Below are 16,184 nucleotides of genomic sequence, written 5' to 3'. Positions count from 1 at the left end.
CTCCACGACCGGAAGCTCCCGCTCACGGCAGACACGCTGCGCGACGCCGTGGCCTTGATCTGACGAGTCCCCAATGTCCTCCCAGGGGGCGACGACACAAGACGCCTTTCGGAACAGCCGATTTTTGAGCGCAGGCGGCGACGCCGCCGCAAGCGATCTGCACCGCCGACACCAGCGTGTCGACGCTCAGCCTTGCGCGCGGTCGATGCGCGCAAGGCGGCGTGAGCGCTCGTCGCGGGCACGGCCGCCCGTGCAAGCGTCGAACTCTGGCTTGCCACGCGAGACCGGTGCCATGCGCGATCCATCCAACGAGCAGAAGGCCACGCGAGCCGAACCGAAAACGAGGCCGGTCCTTCACGCGCGGGACCCGCCTGCTGGAAAAAAGGGGCGCCGAAGCGCCCCGTGGCCTCACTCAGACGAGGCCGCGTTCGGCCATCGACACCGCCCGGTTGCCCGCGACCACGAAGTGGTCCAGCACGCGCACGTCGATGTACGCCAGCGCTTCCTTCAGCGCATTCGTCAGCAGTTGGTCCGCCGCCGACGGCTCGACCTCGCCCGACGGATGGTTGTGCGCCAGGATCACAGCCGCCGCGTTGTGCTGCAGCGCGCGCTTGAGCACCTCGCGGGGATAGACCCCGGCCTGCGTGAGCGTGCCCCGGAACAGGTCTTCGAACGCCAGCAGCGTGTGGTGCGCATCGAGGAACAGCACCGCGAAGCTCTCGTGCGCCTGACCCGCGAAGTGCAGCTTCAGATAGTCCGAGACGGCGTACATCGAGCGGAACGCCTCGCCCGGACGCAGTTCCTCGGCGAGCAGCTCCCGCGCCAGGCGCAGCCCGCACAGCAGCTGCGCGCACCCCGGCAGCGACGAGTCGCGCGCGAAGCACACCAGCTTGTGCAGGGAACGGCCCTGCGCCTCGTACAGCACCTCGGCATCGGCGCCCAGGAACGGCCGCAGCGCCGCGAGCACGCTGCGCTCGCGCACGCTCCAGGTGGACAGCGACGAATCAGCAACAGCATCGGGTGAAGAAGCAACGACGGAAGAAGTGAGAGCGTTCATGACGAACTCCTGTGGGTGACACAGGCGGGATTGCCTGCGAGACCCCGCCACCCCGTCGCAGCGCAGCGCTCAAGGCCGCCGCAGGCGCGCGGCACGCGCCGAGCACGCGCAGCGCGCGCAGGGCCTTGAACGCGAGAACGAGGGGGTAGCCTCAGGGCTCACAGGCAAGCCCTCCCCCACCCTTCGCAACGCCAACGAAGGTCCCCGCGCCAGGTCTCCGCTTCCTCTGCGGCGCGGATTCGTGCAAGCCACGCACCACGCCCATTCACCATCGCTGCCGGGCACCACCTTGTCTCTACGGCGGCCACCAGGCGGCCCGCACTCATTTGCCCAGGCCGTACTGCGCGGCGGCCTGATTCGGCATCGACTTGCTCGTCCGGCCAGCACACCGGCCGCCAACTCGACCGAGTTCAGGGTTTCGTATGGGTGCGCAACCTGGCGCTTGCTCGTCGTCGACCGACGGCAGGCCCGTTCGGGGATAGCAAGGCGGAGCCTGGCAGGCCGCGGTCACTGCCCGCAGCGAGCGCCCTCCTCCTGGATCAGCGCGTACATCGACTGGCTGTCCAAATCCGGCCGGGGTCCAGCACAGCGCAATCAAACTTGCAACGAAGACTTCAGCGGCCCAGCCGAACCTTTCTCGAGTGGTGAACGAGATTGAAAGGTATGACACCGGTCGAGCTCGGATGAACTCAATTTCACACCAGCCCTCGCTTCAGGCTGGCAGGCTGTAAGAGACGTTCGTGTCGCTGACGGAAACCAGGCCTTGCGCCTGAAGTTCGCCTAACAGGGCGAGCAGCTCCTCCTGCGGAACCTGCTTCTGGAAGAGCGCGCCGATGCTATTCATCAGCGTCTTGACCTTACGGGGCCGCGCCGCGCCACGGGCTTTCAGGTGCTCGATGATGATTGCCAGCTTCTCCGCTGGCGATTTCGCATTTGAAGCCTTGAGCAGCGGGATCTCGGTCACGTCGCGCCAGCGCGCCGCAAAAATCTTCCGACCCTTCAGGTGCTGGATCAGCGGATCAAAGCCGGTGTCTTTCGAGATGATATGGAAGTACGGGCTCGGGTCCGGCAACGCGAGTTGACCCAGATAGAAGGCGATATGAAAGTCCAGCGCGTTGGGCCCGCTGCCGGAAATCTTCACGTAGGACGCGCGTTCGCCCATGCGCTGCAAAGCGGCCGCGGTCTCGAACGCGACCTTTGCCTGTGTGGCACCCACAAAGACGATGAGGCGGAAGTGATCCTCATGGAGGACCGACAGCGCCTCTGGCTGCACGTTCTCGTAGTCGATGAAGACATAGTTGATGCGCAGGCCCATTTGTAATTTTGAGTTGGATGGTGCAACGGGATCATAGCCAAAGGCCGCTCACCCATCGTTTTGCAATCGGGCACCGACTCTGCGTCGCCCGCCTTTGACTGGACTGCGCAGATGTCCGTGGTGGCGCTGTTGCCGGCGCACAGAAGATGGTTACCCACCTGCCAATCCACCAGCCGTGCTCGCAACAAGAGCGTGCTTTGGCCGACGCGCGCAGCGAAGTCGCGCTCGATGAGCGTTCTGGACAACTCCGCCCTCCCGTATATATAGGAGAGACAGACTCCACGCACAAATCTATAAAGACGCATCGAACGATGCGAGGAGACGGACATGGCCTTGGATGCTCTTGCGGCGCGACAGCGCGTGCCCTGCCCGGACCTCGTGATGCGCACCGAATCAGATCTGCATCCGACACGGCGTGACGTGTCGAGCAGCAAGCCACGCAGGGGCCGGCATCCCTCCACCAACCTGCGCTGACGATGCTTGAACGCGCCGGCCGCACGAACGCGCGGGACGTTGAGCAGGCATTTCACGTTGCCATCCGGGACCCAGGTGCTGCGTCATAGCCACGCCGTCGATTGGAATTTTCCCGCACGTTAAGACGTCACCGCCTCAAGGCCCGCGCGCACGCCCCTTCACTTTCGAGGAGAAAAGCATGACCCGGATCATCGACGTGTCTTACCCTTGCGAGAAATATGCCGCAGCTTTGCGAAGTGCGGGCGTGGAGACTGTCATGCGCTACTACACGCGCGATTCGGTTCCCAGCGCGGCGAAGCGCCTGCATCGCCCTGAAGCGCTGGCACTCTCGAGCGCGGGCTTGAGAATCGGCATCGTCTATGAAGGCCGGTATGGCGACGACATCGACTACTTCGACAATGACGCGGGCCTCAAGGACGGTGCCTACGCGCGCATGTATGCGCAACACACCATCGAACAGCCGGCGGGGACTGCCATCTATTTCGGCGTGGACACCGATGCCGATCCTCGCAAGGGCAAGGACGCGATCAACAAACGCGTCATCCCTTACTTCGAAGGGGTTGCGCAGGCCCTCGCGCAAGACAATGGCGGCGCCACGTATCTGCTGGGTGTCTACGGCAGCGGCGCGGTCTGCCAGGCGCTGCTCGAAGCCGACATGGTACAGCTGACCTGGCTTGCGCAATCGACGGGGTGGACGGGATACAAGCAGTTCCTAGATTCGAGACGCTGGACGCTGCTGCAGGCGATGGACACCACCATCGCAGGCGTTCGCTGCGACCCGAACACGGTCGGAGCCGGTATAAGCATCGGCGACTTCGTGCTGCCGGTGCCGGCGGTCGCAGCCCTGGGCACGGCGCCTGCGAAGGTTGTGAACGCCCGCAACGGGCTTCGCTTGAGAGAGGGACCTGGCACCGAGTTTGGCATCCAGAGACTTCTTCCATACGGCACGCAGGTTCATTCGCTGGCAACGACAGGGACATGGACGTCGATCGATCTGCAAGGCGATGGCGCCGTGGACGGCTATGTCAACACCGGATTCCTCATTGATGGGGCCAACGCGCGGTTGGGGAGCGCGACGCACCTGTCTGCGATGCGCGCGATACCGGAGGCGACACCACCCGCGCCCCTCGCTGGATCTGATGCGTCCTTTGTGCAAACGCTCATCGACAACGGCAGTTCCGCCGAAGGAATCGCCGCAGCAAGGAAGGAAGCCAAATCCGCAGTGGCCGGTTACCCCAAGAATGGCTGTGCCGCTCACTTGAGTGCTTTGCTGCGCCAGTCCGGCATCATGGTGGAGATGACGGTCGGTGCCGGCAAACTGGCCGCCCGACTCGAGAAGCGCGGCTGGAGTCGGATCGCCGTCGGACAGCAGCAGCCCGGCGATGTCGGCGCCGCGTACGACAGCACGGACCCGCCAGGCTCAGATCACGTGTACCTCGTGATCAAGGCCATCGACGACGACAGGATGCTGGTCACCGACAACCAGAACACGGCCAACGAGCCCCACACGCGATCCGCACACGGAAAAGACGGCAAGACGGCGACCGAGTATTTTCTTCGGCCCTGAGGTCGCAATGACAGACGCATCGCCTCGGTCCCGTTCACGAGAACGTCGCCGACGACGGCGACAGTGACGAAGCAGTTGCCGCCTATGGTCATGACGCGGCGACGGCATGCAGCCCTGAGCTTTGCCGTTCGACTCGGCGGGCACTGACCATTGACAGGGCCGGGGAGCGCGCTGCTCTGCGCCATTGGGAAGATCAATGCCGGTGCATGCGCCGCGGCGCAGCATCGTCCTTTGCAGGAGTAGGTCATGCTTATAAGCACGGTCTCGGAAGCCGAGGAGCAACCTTTGGGCGGGACACCCAGCGAGCCTCCCGAGGCAGCAAAGCTGCTCAAGTTCGCCGATGTCCTAGCCTCGGAGCTTGCGGCCATCAAGGTGGCACGCGATCGTCTCGAGGGCAAACTTTCTTTGTCTGCAAAACCGAGTTCTGATCCGCCTCGAACGAATCCCAACGGTTCAGCGCCCTCGCAGGCCAGTGAATCTCGCACAGGTCTCGCGCTGTCCGGCGGGGGCATCCGTTCTGCGACCTTCTGTCTGGGCGTCCTGCAAGCGCTCGCAAAAAAGGACCAGCTGCACCACGTTGACTATCTGTCCACCGTCTCGGGTGGCGGCTACATCGGCGCCTGGCTCTCTGCATGGATCTATCGCAAGGGACTGCCGGAAGTCTGCAAGGCGCTGGCCGCAAGGGATGGCCCCAAGGAAGCCGACGAAGTGACTTGGTTGCGCCGCTACAGCAACTACCTGACACCCAGCCTCGGCATGCTGTCAGCTGACTCGATGACAGTGGTGGCGACCTGGCTGCGCAACGTCGCCTTGAACCTGATCATCTTCGTTTCCTTCCTCTGCCTTTTCTTTCTCGGTCCTCGCCTGCTTCTGCATCCGACGATGTATGCCGTTGCGTATCTCGACAAGGAACTGGGCTACGCCGCATCCTGGATGGGCTTCTTCCTGTTTCCGCTGGCCATTGCCTTTCATCTGTCGCGCACGATGGCGCTCGACACCGGGCAGAGGATCGCGTTGATGAATTCGACCTGGGGCGTGCTGGGTATCGTCGTGATTCCCGGGCTGATCACGGCCCTTCTCGGCAGCATCGCTTTGTTCGGCAAGGCCACGGGCTTCACCGGTGATCTCAGCGCCATTGCGATCATCGCGACGACGCTCTTGGCATCGGGAGGTGGTTTCTGGGCGATTCTTCAGGTGTTGGGCGGCCGCACGTTGCCCTCACTGATCCGCGAGGCGGGTGTCTATGTCCTCGCTTACGCGGGAGCGCTGCTCGTCGGCGGTCTTCTGTTGCGCGCATTCATCGAGCTGATCACGGTCACTTCGGACAACACGGTAGAGCGTGCCGCAGCGCTTCTGACCTTCGGTCCACCGGCCTTGCTGCTGACCTTCGGAATCGTGGGATCGGTCCTGGTCGGGCTCATTGGGCGAACGTACACCGAGCGCACCCGGGAGTGGTGGTCCCGCATGAATGCATGGTTTGCCATACTTGGAGTGTCCTGGTTGGGTCTGTTCCTGCTGTCCTTCTACAGCGCGGCCATCTACCGTTGGGTTGACGACCGCAGCGGGCAGTGGTTTGCCGCGATCGCAGGTACAGGATGGCTCGTCAGCCTGGTGGCGACGCTGTTCACGCCCGCTCGAAAAAAGCAGGATGAAGTCCGTTCCCCGCTGTTAGACACCGCGCGCAGCGCGGTACTGAGCACGGCGCTCGTCTTGGTGGTTGTCGGAATGCTTTGGGGGGTAGCCGCGACCACGGGCGTGGCCATGGAGTACATCGGCGGCTGTGTCGGCAAGCAGGAATGCGCCAGGCGACCCGACATCTGGAACCATCGCCCTACTTCGCAGCAAGTCGAACTCTTCGTCAAGGCAGAGCCTGGCAAGGCGGCCGTCGTGACGATGGCGCCCTTGGTGCCAGAGCACAAGTCACTGCGGCAATTCGCCACTGAAAGCTTTGCGCTGCAAAAGTACGCGGCCCAAGTCTGCGTGGCACCAAACGGGTTTGACAGTCCGCACATCACGGTCACCAATCCACCGCTGAGCTGTGATGGCGTCCTCAACATGGGTGTCTCGGGCATTGCATTCATGTTCTGCTTCGTCATCTTCGTGCTGTTCGGCTCACGCGTGGACGTGAACAAGTTTTCTCTGCACAACATGTACAAGACCCGACTGATACGTTGTTATCTCGGTGCGAGCCGACAGGCGAGGCGCACGGCACACCCTTTCACCGGCTTCGATGACAAGGATGACGTGTACCTGTGCAACATGCGGCACACAAAAATGGATTCGAGCATTCCGGTTCGACCGCACCACATCCTGAATGCAGCCATCAACATCACGCAAGGCAGCAACTTGGCATGGCAAGAACGCAAGGCTGCATCTTTCACGTTCACCCCGAACCAGTGCGGTTTCGCCTTGGGCCCGAGCACTGGAGACTCCATGGGCGCAACGGCCATGAGTGCCGGGGTCATGCGCGTGGGCGGCTACCGCCCGACCACGGAGTGGGCCTCTGAGCAGGACGAAGGGAAGACCTTCACGCTTGGAATGGCGATGGCGACCTCCGGGGCCGCACTCAGTCCGAACCGCGGGGCAGCCACGACGCCCGCCCTGGCGTTCTTGCTGACGGTGTTCAATGCCCGTCTGGGCCGTTGGTCCCCAAACCCGCTCTGGCGGCTGGGATGGCGTAGGTCAAGTCCGGTCTTTGGTCTCTTCTGCCTGCTGCACGAACTGTTTGGATACACCAACGAGACCAGCAATTTCGTCTACCTCTCGGACGGCGGCCACTTTGACAACTCCGGGGTCTATGAGTTGGTGCGTCGCAGGTGCACCATGATACTGGCCGTCGACGCCACCGCGGACTCCGCACGCGGGATGGAGGATCTGGCCAACCTGGTGCGCAAGTGCCGAATCGATTTCGGCGTCGAGATTGATTTCAATCTCGACAGATTGGGGACTTCTGAGGAAAGGCAGGACAGGTCCGACGGCTTTGTGCGCGGAACGATCAACTACGGCACGGTCATGGGCACCATCGTCATCATCAAGCCGACGCTCGTCGCCATACGCAAGCTCGGCGTCGACGTGTTTGCCTACTCGCGAAAAAACACGCTCTTTCCACACGAGACGACGGTCGACCAATTCTTCTCGGAAAGTCAATTCGAGAGCTATCGAAAACTGGGCGAGCAACTCGGCGAGGCGTGCCTTGCTAAGAACGCTTTCGCCACCGCAGGGAACCGGCCATGACTTACACGCGCCCGCTCCTGAAACCTTCGAACCTCGAATGGACCGAAGCGCACTGGGTCGCCATTTTGGGGGCCTTCACGTTCGTTTTGCTTCTGACCCTGGGTGTGTTGAACACCTGGTTGCTCAACGCACAAGGCGAAGCCTGTGCTTTGCAGGCGCTCACGCTGGATACACCGACAGCCTGCAAAGCGACACTGAAAAACGCCATCGATGCACCGAAGCGCTTGTACGGCGCTCCATTTTTCATCGGCGTGCCCGAGCTTCTTGTCTGGGCTGACAACCTCTTGACGGACATGTACACCGTCTACTTCATCGGCTACGCGACGTGGGCATACCGCGAGATCACAACACTCTATTCCGATCCCATTCGACTCTGGCGAGCGGCCATCACGGTCACCTGTTTGCTGGCCATCGCAGGCGGGGTTCTCGACCACGCCGAGAATTTCTGGCTCTTGGCCAACATGGACGGTCGTCCCCAAGAAGCGACCTTCCAATCGCAGCTGAACAACGTCGCCGCCATTTCGGCTGCCAAATTTCAGCTTGCCGCGCTGAACCTGGTCGTGGCACTCGCATGGATGTTTACATGGCTTGGCCGGCACAGAAGGTTCGGCAAGGACATCGACGACCTCAGGACGCTTGCGAACTCCGCCGACAGCGCACTGAGGGAACGGCTTGGCCTGCCACCTGCCGGTTGGCCGAGCGCACTGGGATACAGGCCGCAGCAGAATCTCGACGCGATCATGTTGACGCCGCGCCGATGGCAAGCGCTTCTGTACCTGCATTTCCTCAAGAGGTCCCGCGGCAGGTCCTTAATGTGGAGACATTTCAACCTCAGCTTCTCCACCTACGCGTTGGACCACTGGCTCCACAAGGTCCTCGACAAGTCAACGGTAGAGTCCAAGGCGCTTTTGCTTGAGTACCTCAACGAACTCGCGCAACAAGGCTATCTTTTGCCGCAAGGAAAGCGACGATTCGGCATCGTGAACAGCGACATCCTTCGCGATCTCATGAAGGACGATGAACCGGCGGCAAGCGACGCGTGCGTCGCAGACATCGAACCTGTGCACGTGCTCGCGATGGCTCAGGCGCTGGAATCGCATGCCCACGCCCAAAAAGAAGAGCTCAAGGCCGAGGAGCGAGCCGAGCCGCTGCAGGAACCGCAAGCCAAGGCGCCATGATGAACGATCGGCATCCGACGGCACCTGTTGCAAGTTCCATCCGGACATCTGATGAGGCCCGCTGGAGAACACGCATTGTCAAGGCACATTTATCTTGACGTCGGATCTTTGATCACCGTGAGGTACATCATAAGGTTCTGGCCCAGGCTACGCGCTACGCGAAGCACAGCCCCATGCAACCCGCCCCGGGCTACTGACGCTGTGCCTTGTCTGGTGCACGTCGGGCGGACTGGGGGGCTGGAGCTGAAGGCGGCAAACTGGAAGGGCCGCGTATCGCTGCCGCCAGGAAGTCCGTGAGTGCCACTTCCAATTCCTCGCGGTTGCCTGGGTCTGCAGCGCCTTCCGACAACCGGGCCAGCCGGCTTTCGCGGGCCTTGTCCGTGACCGACATGAACACGGTCGTCGCCATGAAGTTGTAGCGCCAGTAGAGCGTCTGCACTGGTGTTTCGGGCAACGCCTGTGACAACGCTTCGATGAACTTGCGCGCCATCGGGTCGAAGTGCTCGATCATGATCTTCGTCGTCACCGGCGACGGGCTCAGGCGATTGAGCAACAAGAACTGGGCCAGCAACTCGCCGTGCGTCTGCTCATTGGGGGCGAGATAGGGCGCCAGGAACACCTGCACGATCTGCTCGACGCTCGCGGGCCGGCCTGAACGCGCGGCCTGCGCGCGCACGGCCTCAAGCGCCGAGGTGCGCGATGCGTTTACTCGTTCGGCAAGCTTGGCGAAGACGGCCTCCACGAGGATGTCTTTCGAGCCGAAATGGTAGTTCACCGACGCGACGTTGACGCCCGCGAGCATGGTGATGTCGCGCAAGGACGCCTTCTCGATGCCATGGCTTGCGAACAGAGTCTCCGCAGCCCGCAGGATTTTCCCGGCGGCCAGGGAATCCTTGGGCGTGCGTGCGCCGGCCATCAGCACGCCCCTTTCTTGGCGCTCGCGAAGTGCGAACTGATGTTTGGCATCGAGGTTGCTCGGCGCGCGAGTGTGCGCAGTCCACGGGAAATCCCTAATCGCATATTTAAAACAGCTGTTTGAAACTATGGTTTTCCAACGATACCACTGCCCAGATCGACATGACAAACCCAGTCCTGCCCGAGACCTCTGCCTTGGCACTTCCAACGCATCCGGCCTCCACAGCCTCGCTGCCTCCGGTGCGGCGGCTGGTCACGGGGGTCGACGCCGCGGGCCGCTCGACTTTCGTGGCGGTCGGCCCCTCGCCTTCAGTACGCGCCCCCTCGGAGCGCCCCGGCTACGTCGTGACCGACCTCTGGCGAACCACCGAGACACCCGCGCGGATTGACGCGCCGGACTCTGTCGATAAGCACGTGGGCATTCGCCCCCCGGTCCACGGTTCCGTCGTTCGGATCATCGACTTTCCGCCGGATCCGGTCGATCCGGCCGAGTTCGCCCGAGGCGTGCAGGCAACGTTCACGCGGACCTTCGGCAACGACGCCCATCGCGACGGCGAGGGTGACCCCTCGATGCACACCACGGAATCGATCGACTACGCGATCTTGCTGGCAGGCGAACTGGTGGCGGTGATGGACGATGGGGAGCAGGTCATGCGCCCCGGGGATGTACTGGTGCAACGCGGCACGCGCCATGGCTGGCGCAACCGCTCGGGCGCCATGGCGCGCATCGCATTCGTTCTCATCGATGGCACGCGCAGCTGAGATCGCCCGGCCGCACACACGACAACACACAGAGGCAGATATGACATTGCACGAGACAGTCCCCGAGGCCCCTGCGGCTCGCCAGGATGCACAGCGCGCAGCTGCGCCCGACCAGGAATTCCAGCGCGGCTGGAAAGTGCTGCTTGCCTGCCTGCTGGGCGTCACGGCGGGCTTCAGCTCGACATACTTTTATTCCTCCGGTCTTTTCCTCGTGCCCGTGGCCAAGGAACTCGGCCTGACCCGGGGCCAGGTCTCGCTCAGCCCGCTGTTTTGCTACCTCGCGGCGGCCGTGGTGGCGCCGGCTGTGGGTCGTGCTGTTGACCGGTTCGGTCCTATCCGCATCGCGCTCGTCTCGATGGGGGGCCTGGCGGTGGGCTTCTTTCTGCTTGCAGCGTTCACCATCAGCCTGCCTTCGTTCATCGCGCTGTCGACGTTGGCCGCGATCCTCGGTGCCGGCACCACGGCGGTCTCGTTCAGCCGAATGATCATCGCCACTTTCCACAAACACCGCGGCATGGCGTTCGGCATCATGCTTACCGGGCCGGGCATCGGCGCCATCCTCATTCCGTCACTGCTCCTCCCCTACCTGTCGCAGTCCGGCTGGCGCAGCGCCTACCAGGCGCTCGGCATCGCCGTGCTGCTCGCGCTCGTGGCCATCGCCTGCATCCTCATTTCTCAACGCGCGCTGGTCAACGCGGGCAGCGCCGCGCAGCGCGCCGGTGCTGGCGAGCCTGCGCCCATGGGCGAGATCTGGTCTAGCCCGCCTTTTCTGCTGCTGGGCGGGATCTTCCTGCTTGCCGCGCTGGGCGTGATCAGTGTCGTGGTGCACTTCGTGCCCATGCTCGTCGATGCGGGCATCGCGGCACCGAGCGCGGCCAAGCTGGCCTCCTCGATCGGCTTCGCCGTCATCGCAGGGCGCCTCCTCACGGGCTACCTTCTGGACCGTTTCGAAGCGGAGTTCATCGCGCTTGCGATGTTCGCTCTTGTCGTGGTGGGACTGTCGCTGCTCGCGGTCGGCGGCAGCGCGATGGCACTGCCAGGGGCTGTCATTTCGGGACTGGCGGTGGGCGCCGAGATCGATCTGCTGGCCTTTCTCACGTCGCGCTATTTCAGCGCGCGTTCCTACGGCACGGCCTATGGCGGCATCTTTGGGCTGTTCCTGCTGGGGGGCGCCATCGGACCGGGCGCGACCGGCATGCTGTACGACCTGACAGGCTCCTACAAAACGCCGCTGCTGTGCGCCCTCGCCTGCATGGCCATCGCCTGCGTGCTGCTCTACGTGCTACGCACAGGACGCACTCGCTGGTCCCGCATCTAAAAATCTTTCCCGTCACCCACACCTCATGAGAACACTGATCAAGAACGCTTTCGTGGTGTCCGTCGATCCGGCCATCGGCAATTTGGACGGCGCAGACATCCTTATCGAGAACGGACGCATCGCCGCGGTGCACCCGGGTCTGGCCGACCAAGTCGACCTGGCGGGCTTCGAGGTGATCGATGCGACGGGGCACATCGCCTCGCCGGGCTTCGTCGACACCCACCATCACGTCTGGCAGAGCGCAGTGCGCGGCATCACCGCCGACTGGTCGATCCGGGACTATGTTTCGGGCATCCGCCTGTTCGTCGCCTCCTGCTTTCGCCCGCAGGACATGTACGCTGCGCAATGGGGCGGCATGATGCAGGCCCTGCGCGAAGGGGTGACAACCACCGCGGACTATTGCCACAACCTCAACTCACCAGACCATGTCGACGAAAGCATCCGCGGCCTCCAGGCCTCGGGCGCGCGTGTCGTCTGGAGCTACGGCTTTAACAGGCCTCCCTTGCCGAACCCGGCTTTCGCCAGCCTGGAAGATCGCGAGGCGCACCTGCGGCAGACCGCCGCGCGCCACTTTGCTTCCAAGGACAGCCTGCTGACGCTTGCCGTGTCGCCCGAGGAGTCGTGGTTCTGGCCGGAGACAGCCTATGGCGTGCGGCAGTTCCGCGTCGCCCGCGAGCTGGACGCGCGCATCTTCTGGCATGCCAACTCCACGCGCAACATCTTCGATGGCACGCCCCGGCGCGACGCAGGCCGGCTGATCGAGCAGGGGCTTCTGGGGCCCGACCTCACGCTTGTGCACATGAATCACTCGCAACCCGACGAATGGCGGGCGGTGGCTGACACGGGCAGCCACGTCTCCATCACGCCAGAAACCGAACTGCAGATGAACATGGGCTGGCCGGTCATCGAGCAGACGCGCGGTCACGGCATCAACATCGGGCTGGGGATCGACATCCTGTCCAACAACAGTGCCGACCTACGCTTTCAGTTGCGTCTGCTGCTCCAGGCCGGACGTCGCATGCTGGGCCAAGGCGCATCGGGCTCGATGGACCAGGGCGTGCCGATCTCCTGCGCGCAAGCGCTTCACTGGGGCACCTTGGGCGGCGCCCGCGCACTCGGCCTCGAGCGCGACATCGGCTCTCTCACTCCCGGCAAGTCAGCCGATATCCTGCTGCACGATGCCCGCGGCATCTCGATGATCGGCTGGCCGCGTGGCAACCCCGAGGCTGCTCTCCTTCTCCACGCCAGCTCGGACACGCTCTCGACGGTGATGGTGGCGGGGCACTGCGTCAAGCGCGCACACCGACTGGTCGCGGACGAGGCCGGCGCGACCGCAGCGCTCGGCGCGACGCATGAGTACCTGCTGGCGCGCTTCGAGGCCCAGGGCGGCTTGAGCGCGGCCATGGCGCAACCGATCGCACGCTATGCGGCGAACCAGGAGGACGGTGCCGAGCCCGGCACGTCCCCGGTCATCCGCGTGTGAGGACCGCGACGTGACGACGCACTCGCCGCATGACAGCGCAATCGACCCGACGCATGACCCCAGGCTGCGCTGCTGGGTGGAGTCGGCCAACGACCCTGACACGGACTTCCCTATCCAGAACCTGCCATTCGGCCGTTTCCGGGTGTCGCCGCAAGATGAATGGCGCATCGGGGTGGCCATCGGTGACCAGGTGCTCGACCTGGCGCAAGCAGAGCTGCTGTCCGGGAACGCGTCGCGCGTGCCCACGGACATGCATGCGCTCATGGCGTGGCGTCCGCAAAAGCGCCGCGCCTTCAGACGCGCCCTGTCCGAAGCGCTGCGCCATGGTGCGCAGGTGCCATCCACGATGCGCATGGCGCTGCGGGCGCAGGCCGAGGTCGAGCTCGGCGTGCCCTGCGAGATCGGGGACTACACGGACTTCTTCACGGGCATCCATCACGCGCTGTCGGTCGGACGGCAATTCCGTCCCGACACGCCCTTGCTGCCCAACTACAAATGGGTGCCGATCGGCTACCACGGTCGCGCCTCCTCGATCGGCCCCAGTGGCGAATCGTGGGCCCGCCCGTGGGGCCAGACCCTCCAGCAGGACGGCAAGGTGCCCGTCCACACACCGTCACGGCAACTCGACTACGAGCTCGAGCTGGCCATGTTCATCGGGACGCCGAACGCGCGCGGCTGCCCGGTCGACATGGCGCAAGCGGAATCGCACGTGTTCGGCGTCGCGCTGCTCAACGACTGGAGCGCGCGCGACATCCAGCGCTGGGAGTATCAGCCTCTGGGCCCCTTTCTCGCGAAGAGCTTTGCGACCACGGTCTCGCCGTGGGTTGTGACGATGGAGGCACTGGCTCCGTTTCGCAGGCCATTCAGCCGGCCCGAGGGCGATCCCGACCCCCTGCCGTACCTCAATTCGCCTGCCAACCGGGCCGCAGGCGCCATCGACATCGCGATGGAAGTCTGGATCCAGACCGCGAAGATGCGGGAGGCGGGCCTGCCGGCGCAACGCTTGAGCCGAGCCAATTTCACGGATGCTTACTGGACCATCGCACAGTTGGTGGCGCACCACACGGTCAACGGCTGCAACCTGCGTACCGGTGACATGTTCGGCTCCGGCACCATCTCCGGACCGGGCGAAGAACAAGGCGGCAGCCTGCTGGAACTTGGCCAGGGCGGTGCGCGGCCCCTGCCCCTTGCCAACGGCGAACAGCGGACGTTTTTAGAAGACGGCGACACGGTCATTTTGCGCGGCGTGTGCGAGCGGCCGGGCGCACGCCGAATCGGATTCGGCGAGTGCCGCGGCACGGTCCTGTCCGCGCTGCTGCGCGGTGATTTCGAAGTGCTGCGGCATGGTCAAAATTTCGTGGCTCCTGCATACCCCGTGAGAACCTGAGCGCGGCACTTTGGGGAGTCAGAGGTCGGCAACCCCTGGGATCGTGTCTCTCCCACTGCAGCGTTCGCAACCAGCCTCTCCGCACTGTCCGGCCATCGGCTTCGCCGACAATCAACGCCAAGCGACTGCGGACCAAATCGACAGGATCTCGGGCAATTGTCGATCACGCCCCTACGCAGATCGTCCGGAGTTCATTCAAGGCTCAGTTCTTCAGGCAAGAAACGTGCTCATGCTCAGGGCTTCCCTGGATGAGCTTCATGGTCTGCGGCGTAGTTTCAGAACTCAAAGCTGGCTGGTGGACCGTCGTGGCGCGGCTTCGGCTACTTGTGCGGGCATTCGACATGCCATCGAGGCCTCACGGGCCTGCAGTTTTCAAATTCCAGCCCGGGTATGTGAGGCACGCTGCAAAGGAAACGATCCATGAGTTTCTTTGCCGCGTGATACGGCGACGCAACCGTGAGCAGCGCCTTCCAAATCGTGTCCACGCCGACGTCGCCTGACCTTCTGTCGTCGTGCTTCATGTGAACGACCCGATTCCTCACCTTCTCCAGCTTCACAAACGCCTCCCAATCACTGGTGCCTTTCGGACTTTCAACACCAAACACCTGTGGAAGCACGACCGCCAGCTTTACGCCGAGGTTCACCTCCCGTTCTATTTGCTCCTTCGCGAGCATCCGAGGTGTTTCGCCTTTACGGTCCACCTTCTTGTATGTCAGCCACGGAGGAATGTTCTCGTTGGCAAAGCATTCCAATGCGGTATAGGCGGTCAAAACTGAGACGATCAAGTGCTCGGCAAAGTCAACCGCATCTGCATTCGAAGGAAACTGAACAAATCCTCGCGGCGCGCATTTGAGTGATTCATGCGCGAAAAGTTGTTGAGCCGCGTCGAACGCTCGCTTGGAAGCATCGAGCATCATCGCTGAAGGGTTCGGAATGGCGAATGCCAGCAGACGACCATCCTGTAAGCGGACAGCGTCCACGCTCGTCATGACACGCTCACTGGGCGACTCCTGCGTTCCACCATCTACTTCCGCGACTGAATCCAAGACCACAACGCCCTGTAAGCGCCAATCCATCTCTTCTAGCATTTCCACTCCGTTTGGTAAGTCCGTGTATGTGACGACAGATCCCTCGCACAGCCGCGAACGAGGGAAACGCCGGTCAGGCGGATCCTTTGAGGCTATCGGGATCCGCGTCCGTGACGCCTGTCGCGTCGCGACGCAACGCGCGGGCGAGGCTGTTGGACTGACTTGATGCGGCCAAGGTAGCATTGACTTCTCGGCTTCCAGGCAGGTCCGGCTGCGCTCCCACCATCCCTGGTGGCGAGACGATCTTAGAGAAGAACTCCACCGCTTGTATAGGCCATAGGAAGGCCTATGCCACGGATGCAGACGGATACGCCCTATCTTCACGGAATGGCTGTGACGGCGGTCAATGACGCTCAATACGCATGAGCCTGCGAGACGGGACAGGTTTGATTCTGTCCATCCTTTC

Annotated in this window: 11 protein-coding genes; 7 read left to right on the top strand and 4 right to left on the bottom strand. The window is 63.1% G+C overall.

Translation table 11 applies throughout. The features are described 5' to 3' along the window. Window positions 1–412: 412 nt before the first annotated feature. Together AB6807_RS35560 and AB6807_RS35555 are read right to left on the bottom strand one after the other, a co-directional pair. On the bottom strand, window positions 413–1,057 hold the full coding sequence (locus tag AB6807_RS35560) for a JAB domain-containing protein (protein ID WP_371088251.1): 645 nt from the start codon (window positions 1,055–1,057) through the stop codon (window positions 413–415). Window positions 1,058–1,769: 712 nt separating this feature from the next. Beyond that, on the bottom strand, window positions 1,770–2,372 hold the full coding sequence (locus tag AB6807_RS35555) for a PIN domain-containing protein (protein WP_371088250.1): 603 nt from the start codon (window positions 2,370–2,372) through the stop codon (window positions 1,770–1,772). 652 nt (window positions 2,373–3,024) lie between these two features. On the opposite strand from AB6807_RS35555, the gene AB6807_RS35550 reads away from it, so the two are divergent. The 3 genes from AB6807_RS35550 to AB6807_RS35540 all read left to right on the top strand — a co-directional run bounded on the left by AB6807_RS35550 (window position 3,025) and on the right by AB6807_RS35540 (window position 8,825). Next, window positions 3,025–4,413, top strand: a complete 1,389-nt coding sequence (locus tag AB6807_RS35550; protein WP_371088249.1) for a glycoside hydrolase domain-containing protein — start codon at window positions 3,025–3,027, stop codon at window positions 4,411–4,413. A 246-nt stretch (window positions 4,414–4,659) separates the two neighbouring features. Then, window positions 4,660–7,647: a patatin-like phospholipase family protein gene (locus AB6807_RS35545; RefSeq protein WP_371088248.1), complete on the top strand. Its 2,988-nt coding sequence runs from the start codon at window positions 4,660–4,662 to the stop codon at window positions 7,645–7,647. Beyond that, on the top strand, window positions 7,644–8,825 hold the full coding sequence (locus AB6807_RS35540) for a hypothetical protein (RefSeq protein WP_371088247.1): 1,182 nt from the start codon (window positions 7,644–7,646) through the stop codon (window positions 8,823–8,825). Before AB6807_RS35545 ends, AB6807_RS35540 begins: the two co-directional genes overlap by 4 nt. Window positions 8,826–9,015: 190 nt before the next feature. Here the strand turns inward: AB6807_RS35540 and AB6807_RS35535 are convergent, their stop codons facing one another. Further along, window positions 9,016–9,741 (bottom strand): TetR/AcrR family transcriptional regulator, encoded by a 726-nt coding sequence (locus tag AB6807_RS35535; RefSeq protein ID WP_371088313.1) that lies wholly within the window; start codon window positions 9,739–9,741, stop codon window positions 9,016–9,018. A gap of 161 nt (window positions 9,742–9,902) precedes the next feature. Between AB6807_RS35535 and AB6807_RS35530 the strand changes: the two genes are divergently transcribed. The 4 genes from AB6807_RS35530 to fahA are packed head-to-tail and all read left to right on the top strand — an operon-like array spanning window position 9,903 to window position 14,690. Next, window positions 9,903–10,502, top strand: a complete 600-nt coding sequence (locus AB6807_RS35530; protein ID WP_371088246.1) for a cupin domain-containing protein — start codon at window positions 9,903–9,905, stop codon at window positions 10,500–10,502. A gap of 40 nt (window positions 10,503–10,542) precedes the next feature. Further along, window positions 10,543–11,820, top strand: a complete 1,278-nt coding sequence (locus tag AB6807_RS35525) for an MFS transporter (protein WP_371088245.1) — start codon at window positions 10,543–10,545, stop codon at window positions 11,818–11,820. A gap of 25 nt (window positions 11,821–11,845) precedes the next feature. Further along, window positions 11,846–13,303, top strand: a complete 1,458-nt coding sequence (locus AB6807_RS35520) for an amidohydrolase family protein (RefSeq protein WP_371088244.1) — start codon at window positions 11,846–11,848, stop codon at window positions 13,301–13,303. Between the two features lie 10 nt (window positions 13,304–13,313). Beyond that, window positions 13,314–14,690: a fumarylacetoacetase gene (fahA, locus tag AB6807_RS35515; protein WP_371088243.1), complete on the top strand. Its 1,377-nt coding sequence runs from the start codon at window positions 13,314–13,316 to the stop codon at window positions 14,688–14,690. 320 nt (window positions 14,691–15,010) lie between these two features. Here the strand turns inward: fahA and AB6807_RS35510 are convergent, their stop codons facing one another. After that, complete coding sequence (locus tag AB6807_RS35510) at window positions 15,011–15,778, bottom strand: hypothetical protein (protein WP_371088242.1); 768 nt, start codon at window positions 15,776–15,778, stop codon at window positions 15,011–15,013. Window positions 15,779–16,184 lie beyond the last annotated feature (406 nt).

The organism is Variovorax sp. RCC_210 (assembly GCF_041355175.1).
Classification (GTDB): domain Bacteria; phylum Pseudomonadota; class Gammaproteobacteria; order Burkholderiales; family Burkholderiaceae_C; genus Variovorax.
The sequence above is the reverse complement of the archived record's forward strand: the minus strand, read 5'-3'. Positions and strand labels throughout refer to the sequence as shown.